Origin of the sequence: Rossellomorea sp. FM04394, assembly GCF_041889765.1 — a bacterium.
Lineage (GTDB): Bacteria > Bacillota > Bacilli > Bacillales > Bacillaceae_B > Rossellomorea > Rossellomorea aquimaris_B.
In genome coordinates this window covers 2668918-2686813 of the sequence record NZ_CP168654.1, presented here as the reverse complement: position 1 = coordinate 2686813, position 17896 = coordinate 2668918, and the positions used below count along the sequence as shown (strand labels likewise).

Here is a 17896-nt window from a genome sequence, read left to right as displayed (position 1 = left end):
AGCTAAACGATTGCTTCCATCTCGTTTTTTTATGGTATAATCTCATTGGGCAGTATCCTTGGAACTGCACCCTTTAGACGTTCAGCATTTTAATACAATTTCTGCCTTGATCCATTGCGGACTGGGACAGAGGGTCGAAACAATGATACTAAACACTTATGATCCTTCTGTCATTTATTCAGGAGGTTTTTTTATTTCTGTTATGAAAGTGCTTTCATTTCGTTTCGTCACCTCTGACTGAGAAGAAGGAGGACATAATGAAACAAACAACAGATTTTCTTAAGATGAAGGATAAGAGAGAAAAGATTTCCATGCTTACAGCCTATGATTATCCAAGTGCCAAGATAGCGGAAGAAGCGGGCATTGATGTCATCCTTGTAGGTGACAGCCTCGGAATGGTTGTATTGGGTTATGACTCAACAGTACCCGTTACAGTTGAAGATATGATCCATCATACGAAAGCCGTAAAAAGAGGGGCGAAAGATACCTTTATCGTCACCGATATGCCGTTTATGTCGTACCACCTGTCCAGAGATGAAACTCTTAAAACAGCGGCTCAGATCCTTCAACAGGGAGGATCCCACGCTGTGAAGGTTGAGGGGGGAGATCATGTGATTGATCGTATTCATTTCCTAACAAGTGCAGGCATACCCGTTATGGCTCATTTAGGCTTAACCCCTCAATCCGTTGGTGTCCTTGGTGGATATAAAGTACAAGGGAAAACAGCCGACACGGCCAAAAAGTTGATCGATGATGCCATAAAATGTGAACAGGCAGGTGCTTTTGCACTTGTGTTAGAGTGTGTACCAAAGCAAATAGCCAAAGAGATTTCAGAAGCCTTGACGATTCCGACGATTGGAATTGGGGCGGGCAGTGAAACCGATGGCCAGGTGTTAGTGTTCCATGATCTTGTAACATACGGAGTGAATCGTGTGCCTAAGTTTGTTAAACAATACAGCAACGTATCAGAAGCCATTCATAGCAGTATAAAAACCTATATAGAAGAAGTTAAAGGGGAGAGCTTCCCGACAGATGACCATTCCTTTACGATGCGTGAGGAAGAATTGGATGCTCTCTATGGTGGAATGAAAAAATGAAAGTGATAACAAAATTATTAGATTTACAGCGTACGATACAACAAGAAAAGACTTCCGGGGCCTCTATCGGATTTGTCCCTACAATGGGGTACCTTCATGAAGGCCACTTGACTCTGGTGGAGGAAGCGGGGAAAAACAACGATACTGTCGTGATGAGTATCTTTGTAAACCCCCTGCAGTTCGGTCCGAATGAAGACTTCGACCGCTACCCCCGTGATGTTCAACGAGATACTGAGTTAGCAAAGGATGTTGGGGTTGATATACTCTTTATTCCTGAAGTAGAAGAAATGTACAAAGGGACGCAATCTGTCACCTTGAGTGTGACGGAGCGGGTAGAAGTATTGTGCGGACGAAAACGGGAAGGTCATTTTGACGGAGTGGTAACCGTTCTGACTAAATTGTTTCATCTTATTCAGCCGACGAGAGCGTATTTTGGGCTGAAGGATGCCCAGCAGATAGCAGTAGTGGAAGGGTTAGTGAGCGATTATTTCTTTCCGGTGGAAATCGTGAGGGTGCCTACCGTCAGGGAAGAGGATGGATTGGCGAAAAGCTCAAGAAATGTCTACCTTTCAGTAGAAGAAAGAAGGGAGGCTCCTACTCTTTATCAAAGTCTGGCAGAAGCTAAAATTAGCATTGAAGATGGGGAACGAAATCCCGATGCCATTATTTCTATGATTTCAGAGAACATCCAAGAAAATACATCAGGGAAAATCGATTATGTGGAAGTGTATACCTACCCTGAGCTAGCGGAATTGACTAGCTTACATGGGGAAATCATTATCGCTTTGGCAGTTCAATTTCAGCAGGCCAGATTGATTGATAATATAATCATCAGTGTAGAACCAGAGGAGGATTTAAAATGTTTAGAACGATGATGAGTGGTAAAATCCATAGAGCGACTGTGACGGAAGCGAACTTAGATTATGTTGGAAGCATTACAATCGATCAGGATATATTAGATGCAGTCGGTATGATGGCGAACGAAAAGGTTCAGATTGTAAACAACAACAATGGAGCCCGTTTGGAAACCTATATTATTCCAGGTGAAAGAGGGAGCGGGGTCATATGTTTGAACGGAGCTGCTGCAAGACTTGTGCAAAGAGGTGATATTGTCATCATCATATCATATAAGTTGGTAGCTGAAGAAATGGTTCATGACCATATTCCGAAAGTAGCCATCATGGGAGAAAATAACCGCATCATCGATATGATCGGAACAGAACCGGAAGCAACAATACTATAAAAGAAATCGGCAAGTCTTCTAATTTGTGAATAGGAGACTTGCTTTTTTGTTTATGGTACACTTATTTAGAAATATAAGAGAATGATGTAGGATCTATATAAAGGCAGTGAATAACATGTACCCATTTAAACTGGTTGTTATCGATCTTGAGACAACAGGAAATTCTCCTAAAAAAGGAGAAAAAATCATCCAACTATCAGCGGTTATTATAGAAGGCGGAAAAATCATTGATCAATACACTTCATTTGTGTCACCTGGAAAACCGATTCCTGCGTTTATTGAGGAGTTAACGGGGATCAATGATGATATGGTCAAGGAAGCTCCAGCCTTTCATGAAATTGCACCTAAAATACTTGAGCTGCTGGATCATGGCGTTTTTGTTGCCCATAACGTTCAATTCGATCTTTCATTTCTTCAAGCAGAACTGGAAGAGGCAGGCTATAATCCATTTACAGGACCTGCCTTTGATACAGTAGAGTTAGCCAAAGTGGCCTTACCATCGGCAGACAGTTTTAAACTGACGGAACTGTCCAATTCATTGGATTTAAGCCATGTAAGGCCTCACCAAGCAGACAGTGATGCCTATGTGACAGCTGAAATCCTTCTATATTTTATTGAAGAATTGTCAAAGCTTCCATTAGTCACACTCGAAAAGCTACACAAGCTTTCTCATCATTTGAAAAGTGATCTCTCCTTATTGTTTGACAGTATTGTGAGTGAGAAACAAAAGCACGTAGAGGACCTTCCACCACAGTTAGAGGTGTACCGAGGACTGGCTCTTCTGAAGAAAGCTGCTTCAAAGAAAGATGAATCACCTATAGAAGAGCTCCTTTTTGATGAACCCAATATAGAACAGCATTTAAAAAAACATGTCCCCTTCTATGAGAAGAGAGAACAGCAAATGGACATGATGAATGAGATTCAACATGCTTTTCATGGATCCCGTCATGTGGTCATAGAAGCGGGAACAGGGGTTGGAAAGTCACTGGGCTACTTATGGCCAGCGGTCATGTTTGCCAAGTCGACTCAGGAAAGAGTGGTTATCAGTACATACACCGTCCAATTGCAGGAGCAATTACTTCATAAAGAAATTAAATTATTGGAAAGAATAAGCCCTATACCATTCAAAACCGTCCTGTTAAAAGGGAAAAACCATTACATAAACCTGTTTAAGTTTGAACAGTCCCTCCGTGAAGAGGAGTCTCAGTATGATGTAGTTCTAACAAAAATGCAGATTTTAGTCTGGCTGACACGAACAGAGTCCGGTGATATGGATGAACTTAACCTCACCTCGGGAGGGCAGTTATTCTGGAATCGTTTAAAACATGATGGCTGGCACTTGCCTCATACAAAGGATCCATGGATAGGGAAAGATTTCTATCTTTTCGCAAGAAAGAGTGCTCAAGAAGCAGATATCATCATTACGAATCACTCAATGCTTCTGACTGATATTGTGAATGAAAGCAGCATGCTTCCTCCTTACGAATATTTGGTAATAGATGAGGCTCATCATCTGGAGAAGTCAGCAAGACAGCATCTTGGAGTCGTAATGGATTATCTCTCCATTAAGTTCAGTACTTCCCAATTAGGAACACTGGACCAAAAACAGTTGTTTTATCGTCTGGATCAGCTTATTTCCAGTCACTCGATTGAAATGAATATTCATTCATTTGAGCTGGATGCACGTATTGGCCAATTTTACGTTGACTTGGAAGAGGCCATTGGAGTGTTAACGAGCGTTTTCTATAAGAAAGCCAAAAAGAGAACCGGGATACAAAAAATACAACTGAGAATTACAGATGACATGAAGAAAAGCACTTACTTTCAACCTGTTCTCATGGCCATGGAACGAGTCATTTCAGGAATGAAGTTTGTAGAAAGAGAGTTTCTGCAGGTACTTGAAGCAATCAAGGATAAGAAGATAAAACTTCTTGATAAAGAAAAAGCCTTAATTGAAGAGTTCTACAGCTTTTTAGTGGATTTCACGGAGTTGAGAATGAATTTTCAAACGGTATTTTTAAGGGATATGAACAACCATGTTCTTTGGCTTGATGGAGACACAAGGTCATTACCTAACAGTCTTTCCATACAAGCTCAACCTGTTACCGTCGATCGCAAGCTTCATGATGAGATCTTTGCCAAAAAGAAAAGTGTGGTCCTGACTTCAGCTACCCTTACCGTCAGCGGGTCTTTCAATTACTTCTTAAACGAAATAGGCCTTGTCGACCAGGGGGTAAAACAGGTACAGCTTACTTCTCCATTTGACTATAATGAAGTTTCAAGATTATTCGTCCCAACAGACGTCCCTGAAATACAACAAGTTCAAAGTGAAGAGTATATTGAAGCAATAAGCTCTCATTTAATAGGGGTCGCACAAGCGACGAAAGGGCGAATGCTCATTTTATTCACGTCTTACGATATGTTAAGGAAAACGTATGAGTTGATGAAAGAAAGTGGTTTATTAGAGGAATATGTATTAATGGCACAAGGAATCACCTCAGGGAGTCGTACACGACTGACAAAGAATTTCCAGCGATTCGATAAGGCTATATTATTTGGAACGAGCAGTTTCTGGGAAGGGGTAGACATTCCAGGAGAAGACCTTTCTTGTCTTGCCATGGTCAGACTTCCGTTTTCTCCACCGGACGAGCCTGTCAATCAGGCAAAATCAGATATCCTGAAAGCTCGAGGGAAAAACCCATTTTCCTCTCACTCTTTACCTGAAGCCATTATTCGTTTCAAGCAAGGGGTAGGGAGGCTGATTAGAAGAAGCAGTGATCGTGGAATCGTAATTGTGTATGACCGCAGAGTGATGACGACAAGGTACGGAAAGGCTTTCCTCCAGTCTATCCCTTCAATGGAAGTAAAAGAAGGGGATTTATTTGATTTGGTTTCATGGATTGAAGAATGGCTCTAAAACAGATTAAACTTCAGTGATAAATTTTCCTCTTTAACACAACCTAAAGAGTAGATGTGAAACTGGAGGATTGAAAATGAGAGTCATCTTAATGGTAATGCTGTCTTTTCTCATCGTCATTTCAAACACCAATGGAATGAAAGTGCCTCAGGTAGATTTACATGTATCACATGAGGAGTATGCAATTAGTTTTCTTCCTGTAATTAAAGGAGAGGTAGCTGTACTTCATTTAGCTTCTGGAGAAAATTATTTAATCAATACCGGACCTCTTCAGGAGAGCAATCAGTTATATTATTATTTGAATCAAATTCGTATTAAAAATATAAAGGGAATCATCATCACGGAGAAAAGAGAAGTGCACGAGGATATGATTACTGAGCTGGGGGAGAAATACTCCATAGAAGAGATAATAGTGGGTAAATCTCTGGCTGAAGCTATATCGGAAATAGGTTCCTATACCATACACACCATTCAAGAGAATCAGTCTTACTCACTTTCGAAAGAGTTGGCGTTAAATGTGATGCATGAAGGCAATGAGAATCGAGAAGGATTAGACTTCTCAATAACCTTTTATCACCATCGCTTTTTGTGGCTCAGCTCGCAATCATTGCATTCTGAAGAGGTTTTGCTAACAAAACCCTTAAAGAACGTCAACATTGTAAAAATACCTCTTCACTCAAAGTCGGAAAACATGTCCCATAGCCTTCTGAGGCATATCGACCCTCAAACGGCTTTGCTTTATCGTTCTAAGAAACGACTCCTTAATGGTGAAATGCTCGAAGCCATCAACGAGGCGTGGATTGACCTGTATTTGACAGGCCAGCATGGATTGATAGCCATTAAATTTAATAAGAGAAACTACGAAGTGCTGACTTTTGATCAAGAAGATGGAGTGTTTAAAGAAGAAGGCCATACAGATTAACACCATTAAATAAAGAAGGGCTGACATATTTGTCAGCCTGAATGAGTGAGAATTAGCAGATAGTTTTTGTGATAACCTCTACCATATTAGCCTTTAATGTTGTTATAATGTGTGTAGAGTTTTTTAATAAGGAAATGCCATAGGTAAGCGGGAAAAAGGAGGAACACCATGGAGAGCCGAATTGAAATTCTTTCCACCGTTCGTATCGAATATACGGATAACTTATATAAAGTCGTTGATACACTGAATAGAACATTAAAAAAAGATGATTATATGTTTGGTTTAGCCTTAGATCCGGAAGATCAGAATCAAGCAGTATTAACAATTTATCGTACATAAAGAGTGATTGTAATGAAAAAATGGATAAAGATTATCGCACTATTGTTCATCGTCCTTGGGATAACGGCTTCGATTGTACTTTATCAAGTTTCCCGGAACCCATTGAATAATCAAGCAGAAAAGGCTCTAGACCGGGTCAAAACTGAAACGGCTATCGTCGATGTTGAAAGCACAAGCTTCTACAACGGCTCTAAGTCATATGTTGTGGTGACAGGTAAGGATGATCAAAACGAGAAACTCGTGGCTTGGGTACCCAATAAAAAAGGGGAAATAATTGAAAAAAAATGGGCAGATGGTATTTCAAAAGAAGAGGCAATCAATAAACTAAATGATGAAAAGCAACCTAAAGAATTGTTATCGGTCCGTTTAGGATATGAATCCGTCGGGCCTGTTTGGGAAATTACCTATTTAGATCAACAAGACAATTTAAATTATTTCTACCTGCTGTTTTCAACAGGAGAATGGTGGAGAAAAATTGAAAATTTATGATCAGGGGGAATACATCAATGAAATTTACGTTAGCTGACAGAGTAAGTGCATTAACACCATCAACAACTTTAGCAATTACTGCAAAAGCAAAGGAAATGAAGTCACAAGGAATTGATGTAATCGGCTTAGGTGCAGGGGAACCAGACTTTAATACGCCTGAACATATCATCAAAGCTGCGTATGAGTCCATGACTGAGGGCCACACCAAATATACTCCATCTGGTGGAATGGCCAAATTAAAAGAAGCCGTCATCCACAAGTTTGAGACAGACCAGAAACTTACGTATGCACCTTCTGAAATCATCGTAACAAGTGGGGCAAAGCATGCCCTGTATACATTATTTCAAGTGCTATTAAACGAAGGTGATGAGGTCATTATTCCTACTCCTTATTGGGTTAGCTATCCTGAACAAGTGAAGCTTGCCGGAGGAATTCCCGTTATCGTTGAAGGGAAAGAAGAGAATCAGTACAAAGTGACTCCAAGGCAGTTAAAGGAGACGATTACTCCCAAGACGAAAGCGGTCATCCTTAACACACCTAGTAACCCTACAGGCATGCTGTACTCTTCGGATGAGTTACAAGCGATTGGGGATGTGTGCTTAGAAAATGATGTTTTGATCGTTTCAGATGAGATTTATGAAAAGCTTGTGTATGACGGGAACTCACACACTTCTATTGCTGAATTGTCTCCAGAACTTAAAAAGCAAACCATCGTGATCAACGGGGTGTCAAAATCTCATTCCATGACGGGATGGAGGATTGGATATGCCGCAGGTAACGAGGCAATCATTAAAGCAATGACAAATCTTGCCAGTCATTCTACCTCTAACCCAACGACAACTTCACAATATGGGACGGTTGCTGCTTATTTAGGAGATCAACAGCCAGTAGAGGATATGAGACAGTCGTTTGAGAAGCGCTTAAACATTGTTTTTGATAAATTAAACAATATCCCAGGGTTTAGTTGTTTAAAACCTCAAGGTGCTTTCTATCTGTTCCCGAATGTGTCAGTAGCGGCTGAGAAAACAGGCTACAACAATGTCGACGAATTTACCAAAGCTCTTCTGGAAGAGGCTAAGGTAGCGGTTATTCCTGGTTCAGGGTTCGGATCGGACAATAATATCCGTCTTTCTTATGCCACAAGTCTGGATGCACTCGAAAAAGCAATTGAGAGAATACATGAATTTGTTGTTAGGAAAAGCAAATAATACAAGGTTTGCAGGCCGCGTTTGTTTCGGTCTGCTTTTTCCTTAAAATCATCTCGTTTTGCTCAATCTATTGCGACGGGATAAGGGTAAATGTATAATAAATAACGATACATAAGCGTCTTAGTTTTTTTGGAGGGAAAAAATCGTGAAAACTACTATATCTCAAGTAAGTAAGTTTGTTGGTGAAGAAGTAACCATCGGTGCATGGCTTGCCAACAAACGTTCAAGTGGAAAAATTGCTTTTCTTCAGCTTCGTGATGGAACTGGATTCATTCAAGGTGTTGTCGTGAAAAGTGAAGTGGAAGAAGAAATCTTTCAAAAAGCAAAATCATTGACTCAAGAAACGTCTCTGTACGTAACAGGAACGGTGTCAGAAGACTCCCGTTCACCTTTTGGATATGAACTGCAAGTGAAAAGCGTAGAAGTGATTCATGAAGCAGTGGATTATCCAATTACACCAAAGGAGCACGGAACAGAGTTCCTGATGGATCATCGTCACCTTTGGCTTCGTTCCCGTAAACAACATGCAGTGATGAAAGTTCGTAACGAAATCATTCGTGCAACATATGAATTCTTTAATCAAGAAGGATTTGTCAAGGTAGATCCTCCAATTCTGACTGGAAGTGCTCCGGAAGGAACGACTGAGTTATTTGCCACTAAATATTTTGAAGAAGATGCCTACCTTTCTCAGAGTGGTCAGCTTTATATGGAAGCAGCGGCCATGGCATTAGGAAAAGTATTCTCATTCGGACCAACATTCAGAGCGGAGAAGTCAAAGACTCGTCGTCATTTGATCGAATTTTGGATGATTGAGCCTGAAATGGCGTTCTATGACTTTAAGGATAACCTCGAAGTACAGGAACAATATGTTTCTTACATCGTTCAATCAGTATTGGAAAACTGTCAACTTGAATTAGACCGCTTGGGGAGAGATACGTCTAAATTAGAGCAGATCAAAGCACCATTCCCGCGCATTACGTATGACGATGCTCTAAAATTATTACATGAAAAAGGCTTTGATGACATCGAGTGGGGAGATGACTTCGGTGCCCCGCACGAGACAGCCATTGCTGAAAGCTATGATAAACCTGTGTTCATCACTCATTATCCGACATCTTTAAAGCCGTTCTATATGCAACCAGATCCGGATCGTGATGATGTGGTATTATGTGCTGACTTAATCGCTCCGGAAGGGTATGGAGAGATCATAGGTGGTTCAGAGCGTATCCACGATGCAGAGTTGATGAAAGCTCGCATTGAAGAGCATGAACTTGCTACAGATGCTTACAAGTGGTACTTGGAATTAAGAGAATATGGATCTGTTCCTCATTCAGGCTTCGGTCTTGGACTTGAAAGAACAGTGGCTTGGATCAGCGGAGTAGAACACGTGAGGGAAACCATCCCATTCCCGCGTCTACTAAACCGTTTGTACCCTTAATACTAACAAACAAGGAGCTGGCCGGATTGCTTTTAGAGCAATGCCGACCGGTTCTTTTCTTTTTTCCATCTTTCTTCTAATTCATAAGCATGTCCACATATACTGAACCATGATATACTAGTGAGTGAGGTGTGCCGAATATGGATTATAAACGTTTAATGGTGTCCTGGATCGAAGAGGGAACACTTAACATTCCGCAATTATTATTATCAAATTACAATACATTAGGTTTAAATGAGTCAGAGTTCGTTTTACTTTTGCATATTTATGGTCATCTGGAAAAGGGTAACTATTTTCCAACGCCAGAAGAGCTCTCTGAACCTATGAGCGTTTCTACTGAATACTGTTCATCTATATTACGAAAGTTAATCCAACAGCAATTTCTATCTATTGAAGAGGGATCTTCTGCAGATGGAATCCTTTTTGAAAAGTATTCTCTCAATCCGTTATGGGAAAAAATGGCTGAATTCGTGATACAAGATTCCAAAATGAAACAAATGCAGAAATCAATGGAAGAAGAAGCAGACATTTACACCACATTTGAACAGGAATTTGGTCGACCACTATCTCCATTAGAATGCGAAACGTTGGCCATGTGGTTGGACCAGGATGATCATAATGCTATTATTATTAAAGCAGCATTGAGAGAAGCTGTCATTTCAGGGAAGCTGAATTTTAGATATATCGATCGCATTCTTTTCGAATGGAAGAAAAACGGTGTGAAAACCATCGAAGATGCCCGAAACCAAAGTCAACGCTTCCGTTCACATCAAAAACCTGCAGCTTCAAATGATACTAGTGCTTCTCCTAAACGAAAATCAGTACCATTTTATAATTGGCTTGAGCAATAAGACGATAAAAGGGCTGACTCTCACTTGCTTGAGGGTTGGTCTATTTTTATGTCGGGTAATAGTAGGATTTATAGTACAAGGTGGAGGTATTGAGTCACATGTTAAATAAAAAACAAATACAAATATGCTTAGATGAAATGCGAGAGATGTTTCCCGACGCTCACTGTGAGCTCCGTCATGAGAATCCATTTGAGCTGGTAATCGCGGTCCTTTTATCGGCACAATGTACTGATGCCTTAGTAAATAAAGTCACAAAAGGCTTATTTGAAAAATATAAACGACCTGAAGATTATCTGGATGTCTCTTTGGAAGAACTTCAACAAGATATACGCTCCATTGGGTTGTACAGAAACAAAGCAAAAAACATTCGTAAACTATGTGAGATTATTTTGACGGAACATGGAGGAAATGTTCCTGAAAGTCATGAAGAATTAGTGAAACTGCCTGGAGTAGGAAGGAAAACTGCAAATGTAGTAGTATCGGTGGCATTTGGGGTGCCGGCTCTGGCAGTAGATACCCATGTTGAACGTGTAAGTAAGAGATTAGGGATATGCCGATGGAAAGATAGCGTATTAGAAGTAGAGAAAACGTTAATGAAAAAAATACCGAAGGAAGAATGGTCCGAAACTCATCACCGGTTGATTTTCTTTGGGCGATATCATTGTAAAGCTCAATCCCCTCAATGTGATGTTTGCCCGCTGGTCGATTTATGCAGAGAAGGTCAAAAGAGACTAAAGAAAAAGGGTAACATATGAAGGAAAGGATCTTGTACATCCCGTCCCAGCTAATCGATCCCTTTTTCTTTCCTGACTCAAAAGTGAGAGTGGATGCTTCTCATATCAGGCCTGATGACCCTTTCTTTGCTTATGAAATTCTCTATTTCAATGAGGTGGCTACAGGTTCATTTCCCTGGATCGATCATGAATTATATGTAGGTACCATTCTGAAGAGCTGGGGAGAAGAAGAGGAGTATCTTAAAACGTTATATAAAAAACGCTCAAAGAATACATTGCATGCCATGAAAAAAAGCATTTCTCAATTTTATATGCTTTTATTCTGGAGTAATTCCCTGCCGGTAAGACTGAATCATGAAGACTCCCACATCGATCAATTATCCATTAAACCCGCAAACGCAGTGGAAAGAATCGAATTTATTAGAAACAATCCAACCTTATTCCATTCATTCATACAGTTATCTCAGCTATTCGAGGAACAGCATAAACAATATGCTAAATCACTGGCTTTAAAACGGTCTAAAGAAAAGTAAAAAGGCAACGAGAATATGTTTAACGGGTTCGGTTTTCGAGTACAAAAGCTAAATTTGCAAACAAATTAGCAGTCCAATTCGCAACTGAATTGGACTGCTTCTTTTTATTGATATATCAATGTTTTCTATAACTTTATGCGTGTCTTAGCACTAGAATTCGCACACCTTTTAGCAGAGTGACTGAAATTATTGTCAGTGTGCTAAAACGGTGTTAATTGCTATGCGAATTCGTATGTTAAAAATAGCGAGAAGGTTTCTGGATATTTATGTTAAAATGATAATGAGGCTTATTCAACTAACGAAGCAGTTTAGTTCAATAACAGTTTAGTTTAAAAACTAAAAAATGGGGTGATTCAGATAGATTATTGGAGATATAATACAATGTGGTTTGAGGAAATCCCTGAAAATCTTTATAGTTTTATTAACTTTCAAAATGAAAAGGTAAAGTTAGAACAGGTTACACAGGATACCGAATATTTAGTTCTCTGGCATCACAAAAAGAGTAAGTTTGGGAATTTTAGTAATTTTCCTGAAGGACTTCGGTATTTAGAATTAAATTGGTCTAATATACAAGATTTCAAAGGTATAGAGAAATTATCAGATTTAAAACGTCTGGATTTACATTATTGTACTAAATTATCGAGTGACAGTGGATTATCTGGTTTATCGGATAATTTAGAAATTCTAAAAATTAATCAATCGAAAAAATTTGTTCCTGGCCAAGATTTAATGTCACTAAAAAACCTTCGTGTTCTCCGTCTTTATTCGTGCGGAAGTATTGATAATTTATCTTTTTTAAATAATTTCCCTAAATTAATCGAATTCTCTCCTTATGAAACAAATGTTTTGGATGGCAACTTGCAACCACTACTAGACCATCCTACAATACGGGTATCTGGATTTAACAATAAGAGGCATTATAATTACAAATATGAAAAAATGAAATCATTATTAGAAGAAAAAAACGGAAGTAAAGAATATAAATCCATTATTGAAAAAGGAAAATATGCAACATTTAAATTTATCGATTAATTATTTTATTCTGCAACGTAAAACGTGATAAAAGGAAAGCGGGATAGCATTCTTATAAAAAAGCTTGTGAATAAATCTACTCAAACTAACGGGTGCTTATCTTCAACAAAGCCGCTACTATAAGAAAAGCTCGAAGCATAATGGCTCCGAGCTTTTTTCGTGTTAATTTTACTGCTAAGGTGCCTGCTGATTTTACTGCGAATTGCCGTGCGAAAAGCACTGTTAATTCAAATTTTGTACTTCAAAACCGAACCCGTTAGAATATGTTCTCGTTGCCTTTTACTTTATTCTTGATCTCTTCTGGATTCTGATTGGGTAGCAGGTGCACCATTCGTGGCGCCATCTCCAGTACCTGAGCCGTCACCAGTGCCGTCTCCAGTCCCATCTCCGGTTCCGGTGCCATCTCCAGTGCCGTCATCTGTACCTCCATCACCGGTCCCATCTCCTTCAGGTGGAGGAGTAGTGCCTTCGTCGTCACCAGTGTCTCCACCAGTATCTTCACCACCACCTGAATCTTCTCCATTTCCATTTCCTTGACCATTCCCATTTCCTTGACCGTTCCCATTTCCATTGTTGTCTTGATTTTCATCATTGTTTTCATCCTGGTTTTCTTCATCTTCACCATCAGTAGCCTTGACATCAACATTAACCGTTGCAGGATTACTGCGCTGATCTCCTGAAATTGCTACAACCTCAAAGGTGAAAGTTCCTTGGGATTGAATATTTTCAACATTTAATCCCTTCTTATCTGTTGTTGTTAATACTTGTTTCGCTTCACCATTTATTGAAACCGCCACTTCAAACTGAACGTCCTTTTCTTTACCATAATCCCACGCAAGAGTAATGGTTTGATCTTTCTTATTGAATTTACCTTTCAGATTTGAAGGAGAATCAATCTTGTCGAATTCTTGTGAAACCTTGGAAGGTTCCGTTCCACGGACGAAGAGCTCCGTGATTATCCGGTCATCCGGCGTGTATTTACTTGGTAGTCTTGCCGGATTGCTTCCTAGTTCAACTTTGGATTCAACGACGCTGTCTGGCTTTTTAAAGTCAGGTGTGTCAACTCCATCGTGAACATAGCTCATCAAGTCACTGACGATGTATTGTGATACTCTTCTATCCCTAGGTGAGAGTGGAATGGAGCGGGTCTTATACCCGGTCCAAACAGCCGCTGTATAGTTTGTCGTATAGCCAACAAACCATGAATCTGGTGCGTCTGTTTTAGCAATTCCATATTTCTCGCGTTCCTCTTGAGAATAGTTCGTCGTACCTGATTTCCCGGCCATCGGTAATCCTGGCACCTTGGCATAAATACCGGTTCCTCTTGGGTGATCAATGACGCTCTGCAGCATATCAGAAATCATATAAGCTGTGTATTCTTTCATTGCAGGTTTTGGTTTGTTATCATTTTCAATCTCTGTTTCACCATCGCGTAATACCACTTTTGTAACCGTATGGGGCTTGTTGTAAATTCCTTCATTACCAAAGGCGGCATAAGCACCTGCCATTTGGACGGAGTTTACGCCGGGAGACACACCACCGATTGATGCAGATTCATAATAGTGATCGAATTTTAATCCGAGACCATTGACAAATTCCTCTGCTTTCTCTGGACCGACTTCCTGAAAGGCTTTTAGGGCAGTAATATTTCGAGAATCCCAGAGGCCCTCACGTATCGTGATAGGTCCCTTAAATTGACCATCATAGTTATTGAGTTCTGTTCCATCAGAATATTTATAAGGCTCATCTTTTAAAATATGATAGGTCGACCATTTTAAATGCTCGATTGCAGGTGCATAGTCTATTAATGGTTTGATCGTAGACCCGGGCTGACGTTTTGTATCGATCGCAAAGTTAAATCCACGCTGAACGTTTGGATCCTGTTCTCTGCCGCCACCAATCGCCCTGATTTCTCCAGTTTTCGTATCCATAAGGGTTACCCCGGCCTGCATTGGCTCTTCAGGATTCTCCGGATAACTGAAGCTGGTATTTTCACCTGCTAAAATTTCTTCCAAACGTTTTTGAGCATCCGGGTCAACGGTTGTATAGACCTTTAAACCGTCTGAGAATAGGTTGTAGTCACCCATTTTTTGTACTTCATCAATAACAGCATCCACGAACGCGGGATATTTGTTTCCGTTTTTCTTTTCAACTTCTTCAGCTGAAACCAATCCCTCAGTGATTGGAACCGCTTGTGCTTTCTTTTTCTCTTCTTCATTGATTTTACCGTGCTGCTCCATTAAAGATAGAACGATATTTCGTCGCTTTTCCGCTTTTTCAGGGTACTTGAAAGGGTTGTAATTGTTCGGGCTTTGAGGCAGTCCAGCAATCAGGGCCGCTTCATGAAGCTCAATGTCTTTGATGTCTTTACCGTAATAGTAGTCTGCAGCGGTAGCCATACCGTTAATTCCAGCGGACATATACACCTTATTGAAATACATCTCAAAGATTTCTTCTTTTGTATATTCCTGCTCAAGCTTAAGAGCCAGCCATGCTTCTTGAGCTTTTCTTTTTAACGTTTTCTCAGGGCTTAAAAAAGATCCCTTGATTACTTGCTGGGTAATTGTCGAAGCACCTTCTGAACCGAAACCACCTGTTACATTGGCAATGACGGCACCCCCTAAACGAATCAAGTCGATTCCGTTATGTTTATAGAATCGATTGTCTTCTGTAGCCAGTACCGCATCTTGCATCACCTGAGGGATGTCATCGAAGTTTGCGTACTCCCGTTTCTCTTTTCCAACTGTGGTGATTAAGTCTCCGTTCATATCATAAATTTCAGATGCAATCGGATCCTTTAGTAATTTTTCATCAAGCTTAGGGGCACTGGATGCATAATAAGCAAATAATCCAGCGCCAGCAAGCATCCCGATAATACCGATGATAAATAATGATATAATGACGCGCTTAACCAAAGAGCCCTTTTTCTTGCTCTTTGTCGATTTTGACTTTTGTTGGGCCAGGCGTTTTTCTTCCCTTGACTTATATTGTCCAGCCATATTGTTTCCTCACTTTCAATCTTCTGTGTTTTTAGTATTGTCTAAGATTTAAAATATACTACTGATATTGAGATAAATTATAGATTAACTCATTTTTTATAAACTAAAAATATAACTGATGAACTATTTTTAAATAATCCACTCGTGGATGGAGTCCCAAAGGAATAGGCACTCCTTTATCTTCAAGTTCTTCTCGCTTGATTGATTTTCTTCCGCCATTTATCATACGATCCCAGTAAAACCTTAGAGCTTTATAGGGGAGCAGGAATACTTCTTCCGAAGACGAAAACCTTACTAGTACAAAGGTAATGCCGTCTTGTTTATGGACACTTTCCATATGTTTGATTTGATGCTCGTGAAAGTTTTGAAGTGGAAAAGACGTTTTGTTTTTTGTTTCTTTTGCTTCAAAATCGACATATCTTCCTTTATACACACCATTATAGTCCGTCGTTGACGGCTGTTTAAAGTAAGCTTCCTTAATCACGGCAGCACTTCTTGAAGGATAGTGAACATCCACTATTTGGACTGGTGTTGGTTTTTTGTGAATGACTGCTTTATGAAACGTTAAATAATATTGATTCGTCTCATTAATGTCTTCTTCAAGTGTCATACCTCTGTTGCTATAAGATAGTTGTTTCGGTTTGGCCTTTGTTTTTTTTGAGGGTAATGTCGCTTCCACATATTTCTTTCCATTAGGATAATGGAATTTCATGGTAATTCACCTCGCAGACTAATCTATATCATAACAGAAACCACTCCAATTTGTGTGAATAATTGTTTACAAATCTCCTTATTCTAGGACTACTGGAGAAAGGGGAATAAAAAGGATGAAAAAATCCAGCAATACTTATCGCTTTTTACCCTATATACCTGAACCTAAACGTACAAATGAGTGGATTCATGAAATCAACCATTTAGTGTATCTGCACAATCAAGATAATATATCAAGAACGATGGCTTATCAAAAATTTTTCCTTCTTCATCCGGAAATAAAATGGTCTTTTCTGGCTTCGATGGTATCAAGAAATGCCGGATGGAATATGACCGACTTAAAGGGTGATATCTTTCCACGCCTTTTACATCCGGCGACTCGCGATGCTCTATTTATGACGTACGAAAGAGCGAACTGGAGTATTTTTCAGGATGCGTTTCCCCAACTCCTTCTTTACCATTATTCGACGAGATATAAGAAGAAAATGTTTCATTTGTCTAAAGAATTTCATATTTCAAGCTTCATGGAAGAAGAGTGGAATCGTTACTGGGAGGAGAGAGACGACCACAGATTAGTTCATTCACTAATTATTAATGAGCAGCACCTCATTCAAGAACCAGTCATTGACCATGAGGTTTATAAGAAGAGGGTGTTTGGCTCATCTCTATTTTTCATAGAAGATCATCTGCATTTCAGCTCCGTACTATTTCCTACATTAGAGGGAGAGCTTTTAGGTGCGAGTGTCCATGGCTTCAGAAAAATCGAAAACAGAATCCAGTTAGGAAATCGATTATTTAAGATTTTATTTCAACCTGATTACCATTCTTCCTTTTTGAATTTCGCTTTACAAGTAGAGCATTCAGGATCTAGAAAGGACTACGAACAGTTTTGTAAAAGTGCGCCCAAAACGAATACGCCAATGCTCCATCAGGCTTATGTATATATTCCACACCATTGGAAGACCCATACGGACTGGTCGATTCAAAAAGATATTGATAAGGAATGGTATCAAGAGCTAAAACTTCCCGATAGAATCGAATTATCACATTGGTATTTTCGTAAGCAAAGGCAGCTTGAGAAAGTGGCAAACATAAAAGGTGTATTCACAAAGATTGGTAAGTGGAGGGGAAAGAAGAAGAGACCAACGCTTTAAAATAGCGTCGGTCTCTTCTTTTCATGCTTGTCGGGTCTGGTCAAGCCCTTCCGCTTTTTTATTTGGCCAGCTCCGGCGGCTAGACCCTCGAGGTCATAAGTCGAACCACCCAAAAAGGCCAAGTGCGCCTTTCCGGGTGGTTCGTCTTATGCTTGTCGGGTCTGAGCAAGCCGCCTCCGCTTTTTTATGTCGCGGGACGGTTTTCGCCTTCTAGTTTAGGGTTGCCTTT

Annotated in this window: 16 protein-coding genes; 14 read left to right on the top strand and 2 right to left on the bottom strand. The window is 39.9% G+C overall.

Annotation, left to right across the window (positions count from 1 at the left end; genetic code table 11):
- The first annotated feature begins 257 nt into the window (after positions 1–257).
- The 13 genes from panB (at position 258) to ACCB35_RS13490 (ending at position 12803) form a co-directional block, all read left to right on the top strand.
- Positions 258–1097, top strand: a complete 840-nt coding sequence (panB, locus tag ACCB35_RS13550; protein ID WP_374054158.1) for a 3-methyl-2-oxobutanoate hydroxymethyltransferase — start codon at positions 258–260, stop codon at positions 1095–1097.
- Positions 1094–1972, top strand: coding sequence for a pantoate--beta-alanine ligase (gene panC, locus ACCB35_RS13545; protein WP_374054157.1), 879 nt, complete (start codon positions 1094–1096; stop codon positions 1970–1972). Before panB ends, panC begins: the two co-directional genes overlap by 4 nt.
- Positions 1957–2340, top strand: a complete 384-nt coding sequence (panD, locus tag ACCB35_RS13540) for an aspartate 1-decarboxylase (protein ID WP_044336378.1) — start codon at positions 1957–1959, stop codon at positions 2338–2340. The genes panC and panD overlap by 16 nt, the downstream gene beginning before the upstream one ends.
- Positions 2341–2455: 115 nt before the next feature.
- Complete coding sequence (dinG, locus tag ACCB35_RS13535; protein WP_374054156.1) at positions 2456–5257, top strand: ATP-dependent DNA helicase DinG; 2802 nt, start codon at positions 2456–2458, stop codon at positions 5255–5257.
- A gap of 76 nt (positions 5258–5333) precedes the next feature.
- Positions 5334–6179 carry a hypothetical protein gene (locus ACCB35_RS13530; protein WP_374054155.1) on the top strand — a complete coding sequence of 282 codons (846 nt, stop codon included), beginning with the start codon at positions 5334–5336 and terminating at the stop codon, positions 6177–6179.
- 168 nt (positions 6180–6347) lie between these two features.
- A complete protein-coding gene (locus tag ACCB35_RS13525; protein WP_082051082.1) occupies positions 6348–6518 on the top strand; it encodes a YpmA family protein in 171 nt (56 codons plus the stop codon).
- A 12-nt stretch (positions 6519–6530) separates the two neighbouring features.
- Positions 6531–7007, top strand: coding sequence for a DUF5590 domain-containing protein (locus tag ACCB35_RS13520; protein WP_044336384.1), 477 nt, complete (start codon positions 6531–6533; stop codon positions 7005–7007).
- A 17-nt stretch (positions 7008–7024) separates the two neighbouring features.
- On the top strand, positions 7025–8215 hold the full coding sequence (locus tag ACCB35_RS13515; RefSeq protein ID WP_374054154.1) for a pyridoxal phosphate-dependent aminotransferase: 1191 nt from the start codon (positions 7025–7027) through the stop codon (positions 8213–8215).
- 145 nt (positions 8216–8360) lie between these two features.
- Positions 8361–9653, top strand: coding sequence for an asparagine--tRNA ligase (asnS, locus tag ACCB35_RS13510; protein WP_156142288.1), 1293 nt, complete (start codon positions 8361–8363; stop codon positions 9651–9653).
- 140 nt (positions 9654–9793) lie between these two features.
- Positions 9794–10504, top strand: a complete 711-nt coding sequence (locus ACCB35_RS13505; RefSeq protein WP_374054153.1) for a DnaD domain-containing protein — start codon at positions 9794–9796, stop codon at positions 10502–10504.
- A 98-nt stretch (positions 10505–10602) separates the two neighbouring features.
- Positions 10603–11259, top strand: a complete 657-nt coding sequence (nth, locus tag ACCB35_RS13500; RefSeq protein ID WP_374054152.1) for an endonuclease III — start codon at positions 10603–10605, stop codon at positions 11257–11259.
- Positions 11256–11771, top strand: a complete 516-nt coding sequence (locus tag ACCB35_RS13495; RefSeq protein WP_374054151.1) for a YpoC family protein — start codon at positions 11256–11258, stop codon at positions 11769–11771. Before nth ends, ACCB35_RS13495 begins: the two co-directional genes overlap by 4 nt.
- A gap of 381 nt (positions 11772–12152) precedes the next feature.
- Positions 12153–12803, top strand: a complete 651-nt coding sequence (locus ACCB35_RS13490; protein ID WP_374054150.1) for a hypothetical protein — start codon at positions 12153–12155, stop codon at positions 12801–12803.
- A 284-nt stretch (positions 12804–13087) separates the two neighbouring features.
- Here ACCB35_RS13490 and ACCB35_RS13485 read toward each other — a convergent pair whose 3' ends face one another.
- Together ACCB35_RS13485 and recU are read right to left on the bottom strand one after the other, a co-directional pair.
- Entirely contained in the window at positions 13088–15802 is a 2715-nt protein-coding gene (locus ACCB35_RS13485; RefSeq protein ID WP_374054149.1) for a transglycosylase domain-containing protein, read from the bottom strand.
- A gap of 103 nt (positions 15803–15905) precedes the next feature.
- A complete protein-coding gene (recU, locus tag ACCB35_RS13480; protein WP_374054148.1) occupies positions 15906–16514 on the bottom strand; it encodes a Holliday junction resolvase RecU in 609 nt (202 codons plus the stop codon).
- A 115-nt stretch (positions 16515–16629) separates the two neighbouring features.
- On the opposite strand from recU, the gene ACCB35_RS13475 reads away from it, so the two are divergent.
- Positions 16630–17667 (top strand): DUF2515 family protein, encoded by a 1038-nt coding sequence (locus ACCB35_RS13475; protein ID WP_374054147.1) that lies wholly within the window; start codon positions 16630–16632, stop codon positions 17665–17667.
- Positions 17668–17896 lie beyond the last annotated feature (229 nt).

What these genes read in the sequence shown, in the direction of transcription:
- nth (WP_374054152.1), top strand. Translation starts at nt 10,603, where the DNA reads ATGTTAAATAAAAAACAAATACAAATATGCTTAGATGAAATGCGAGAG.
- recU (WP_374054148.1), bottom strand. Translation starts at nt 16,514, where the DNA reads ATGAAATTCCATTATCCTAATGGAAAGAAATATGTGGAAGCGACATTA.
- panB (WP_374054158.1), top strand. Translation starts at nt 258, where the DNA reads ATGAAACAAACAACAGATTTTCTTAAGATGAAGGATAAGAGAGAAAAG.
- ACCB35_RS13515 (WP_374054154.1), top strand. Translation starts at nt 7,025, where the DNA reads ATGAAATTTACGTTAGCTGACAGAGTAAGTGCATTAACACCATCAACA.
- ACCB35_RS13525 (WP_082051082.1), top strand. Translation starts at nt 6,348, where the DNA reads ATGGAGAGCCGAATTGAAATTCTTTCCACCGTTCGTATCGAATATACG.
- panC (WP_374054157.1), top strand. Translation starts at nt 1,094, where the DNA reads ATGAAAGTGATAACAAAATTATTAGATTTACAGCGTACGATACAACAA.
- ACCB35_RS13490 (WP_374054150.1), top strand. Translation starts at nt 12,153, where the DNA reads ATGTGGTTTGAGGAAATCCCTGAAAATCTTTATAGTTTTATTAACTTT.
- dinG (WP_374054156.1), top strand. Translation starts at nt 2,456, where the DNA reads ATGTACCCATTTAAACTGGTTGTTATCGATCTTGAGACAACAGGAAAT.
- ACCB35_RS13475 (WP_374054147.1), top strand. Translation starts at nt 16,630, where the DNA reads ATGAAAAAATCCAGCAATACTTATCGCTTTTTACCCTATATACCTGAA.
- ACCB35_RS13495 (WP_374054151.1), top strand. Translation starts at nt 11,256, where the DNA reads ATGAAGGAAAGGATCTTGTACATCCCGTCCCAGCTAATCGATCCCTTT.
- ACCB35_RS13505 (WP_374054153.1), top strand. Translation starts at nt 9,794, where the DNA reads ATGGATTATAAACGTTTAATGGTGTCCTGGATCGAAGAGGGAACACTT.
- ACCB35_RS13485 (WP_374054149.1), bottom strand. Translation starts at nt 15,802, where the DNA reads ATGGCTGGACAATATAAGTCAAGGGAAGAAAAACGCCTGGCCCAACAA.
- ACCB35_RS13520 (WP_044336384.1), top strand. Translation starts at nt 6,531, where the DNA reads ATGAAAAAATGGATAAAGATTATCGCACTATTGTTCATCGTCCTTGGG.
- panD (WP_044336378.1), top strand. Translation starts at nt 1,957, where the DNA reads ATGTTTAGAACGATGATGAGTGGTAAAATCCATAGAGCGACTGTGACG.
- ACCB35_RS13530 (WP_374054155.1), top strand. Translation starts at nt 5,334, where the DNA reads ATGAGAGTCATCTTAATGGTAATGCTGTCTTTTCTCATCGTCATTTCA.